The sequence below is a fragment of the Flavobacteriales bacterium genome (assembly GCA_013214975.1).
Lineage (GTDB): Bacteria > Bacteroidota > Bacteroidia > DT-38 > DT-38 > DT-38.
In genome coordinates this window covers 1-2,568 of record JABSPR010000204.1, presented here as the reverse complement: position 1 = coordinate 2,568, position 2,568 = coordinate 1, and the positions used below count along the sequence as shown (strand labels likewise).

Genomic DNA, 2,568 nt, shown 5'->3' with positions numbered 1-2,568 from the left:
GCTAACTCCCAAATTGAAGCATATGGTACACAGAGAGAACTTAGTACAAAAAATATTTTAGAAATTGTTGATAATGAGAAAAAGAAAATATCAGCCCACCTGCACGATCATATTGGCCAAATACTAACTTCTGCAAAATTAAACTTTGAACAAATTACTACATTGATTAGTAGGAATAATGAAAGCATTAAATTAACGGAGAATATGAGCCTACTACTTGAAGAAGCTTATATTGAAGTAAAAGACTTGTCTTACAACATAGTTTCCCGAAAAATGTTAGAACACGGGCTCCATAAAGCAATTTTAGATTTCATTACACGCCTTGAGATAATAGTTGACATTAAGTATCAACTGTTATTTAAATGTGATGAATCTCACATTAACCCATTCATTAAATCAGAGATTTTTGCTATTGTACAAGAAGCAAATAATAATATTATCAAATATGCTTTAGCTAAAAATGTTAATATTCAGATAATTGAAGGCAATGATGAGCTTAATGTTACAATTGAAGATGATGGTATTGGTTTTGATGTTGATAGTGCAATAAGTAGTACTCCTGATGGCTTAGGTTTAAAGAATATTCAAATTAGAGCAGAGTGGCTAAAAGGTTCTTTTGCAGTTGAGTCTCAACTAGGAAAGGGTACAATAATAATAGCAGTAATTCCTTTGATACCTGATATTTAACGAAATCCATTTTCTAGAGCATACCTAACCAATTCGGCTGTGTTTTTAAGGCTCAATTTGGTTAAGATGTTTTTCCTGTGCGTTTTTACAGTAAATAAGCTAATATGGAGGCGTTCAGATATTTCTAAAGATTGCTTGCCTTTGGCTATTAGGGTTAATACCTCTTTTTCTCTTTCTGTTATTACAGACAATGGGCTATCAAATTTTTCCGCATGAGATAAGAGCAGTTTAATCGTGTTTTGATCTAGGTACCTACCCTCACTCATAACAGTTTGAATGGCATTTATCAACTCTTCTTTACCATAATTTTTGTAGATATATCCAGCTCCTCCAGCTTTTAATAATTTATCAATACTATTAATATCATCGTACATCGATAATCCCAAGATCTTAGCATCTACATTTCTTTTTTTACATCCTCTACAAATTTCGTATCCATCCAAATCCGGAATATTAATATCTAACAGAACGATATCTGGTTTTTTTTCTAAAATCAACTCAATGGCTTCCATCCCTTTTGTTGTGTAACCAATAACATTAATATGATCCACAGTTTTAAAAACCCCAAGGAGCCCATCAATAACTATTTGATGATCGTCGACAATTACCACATTTATTTTCTCTTCAACCTTCATCTAATTACGAACTAATAATTTACAGTAACCTGCGTAACAGAGCTTTGTTCCAATGTACTAATCTCTGTAGTATGACAATTACGATGAGCCTGAGGTAAAACCCAATGTAAATGGACACCACTTGCCATTGTGAAATTCTTATCTTGAAAAGGGGCGATAAAATCGATTCCCCTAAAAATGGACTACTTGAATTAAAGTCTTCTTTTCCATTACTCCAAGGAAGTCTACTAAAATCTGCGATGGCATCAGTTACAGCTCTACCTACCTCCAGGTATAAGGCATCCAGCTGGATTGGAACTATTAAACAATTTGTAGTAGATGATGCCATTGATATTCTAGGAGCTACTATTTATAAAATCAAAGTTTAATAAGTGAGCTAAATTTATTTCAGATTTATAGTAATCTAGAATGTATTCAATATACGAACAGAAGATATCTGTGAGCGGTTAAAATATGGCTGCGAATTGTAATGTTAAATTGGAAAGCAACCAAAAACAAATACTTTAACATAAAGTTAAAATTAATAATCAAAATACTTACATCAGGCCTTAATAATTATGACCTATAATTAATTGTGCGTATTTAATTCAATCAATATAACGCACCTAAGCAAAATAGCTTTCCAAACCTAAGAACTTGGTGCTGCCAAAACTTAAAATAAAGGAGGTATAAGTTCTGTATCGGGAAGTAATCATATCAATAAAGCTCAATACTCATCTTATATCCAAGAATTATTGTATATAATAAGTTCTTCAAGCCTATTTACAACTCGAATTGCAGAGTAATTAGATCCTCTTTTATCGACATTTATCACCCTCGGGTTTCCATTATTATGAATGGCTTTATTGAAGAACTTCTTTTCTCGGTATTGCTATAGCAATAATTCTGTCTCCTTTTAAGTCAATAGAAAATCTACAGCATTCCCTCTCTGTCCACAGCATGATACAAGAACCTATCGGTATACGAGCGCTTAATCCAGATACTTTGATCTAATTTTCATCCATTCGCCAGCCATCTCCAGTTCGATACTTTCTTGTATTCATGTTTTTCTCAATCTTAGGAGTGAACTTGCCCCCTACTTCCACGAATATTGGAAAGTTGTATTTGTTAGTTCGCAGTTCATTTATCTCCTCTCACATTCAATAAGCTTCATTTCACTGAAAAATTGAAGAATAAGCAAACCCATAACACGCTCACAACGTTCTATATAACCATACGAACTAAATTCAACTAAATTCAACTAAAT

General features: G+C 32.7%; 3 protein-coding genes. 2 read left to right on the top strand and 1 reads right to left on the bottom strand.

All coding sequences use genetic code 11. From position 1 onward, the window contains the following. On the top strand, positions 1-687 hold a 687-nt coding region (locus HRT72_06900), incomplete at its 5' end, for a hypothetical protein (GenBank protein NQY67433.1). Here the strand turns inward: HRT72_06900 and HRT72_06895 are convergent. Next, the gene (locus HRT72_06895; GenBank protein ID NQY67432.1) at positions 684-1,322 is read right to left on the bottom strand and encodes a response regulator transcription factor; all 639 of its coding nucleotides are present in this window, start codon (positions 1,320-1,322) and stop codon (positions 684-686) included. The genes HRT72_06900 and HRT72_06895 overlap by 4 nt on opposite strands. Positions 1,323-1,432: 110 nt before the next feature. On the opposite strand from HRT72_06895, the gene HRT72_06890 reads away from it, so the two are divergent. Further along, positions 1,433-1,690 carry a hypothetical protein gene (locus HRT72_06890; GenBank protein ID NQY67431.1) on the top strand — a complete coding sequence of 86 codons (258 nt, stop codon included), beginning with the start codon at positions 1,433-1,435 and terminating at the stop codon, positions 1,688-1,690. Positions 1,691-2,568 lie beyond the last annotated feature (878 nt).

What these genes read in the sequence shown, in the direction of transcription:
- HRT72_06895 (NQY67432.1), bottom strand. Translation starts at nt 1,322, where the DNA reads ATGAAGGTTGAAGAGAAAATAAATGTGGTAATTGTCGACGATCATCAA.
- HRT72_06890 (NQY67431.1), top strand. Translation starts at nt 1,433, where the DNA reads ATGGACACCACTTGCCATTGTGAAATTCTTATCTTGAAAAGGGGCGAT.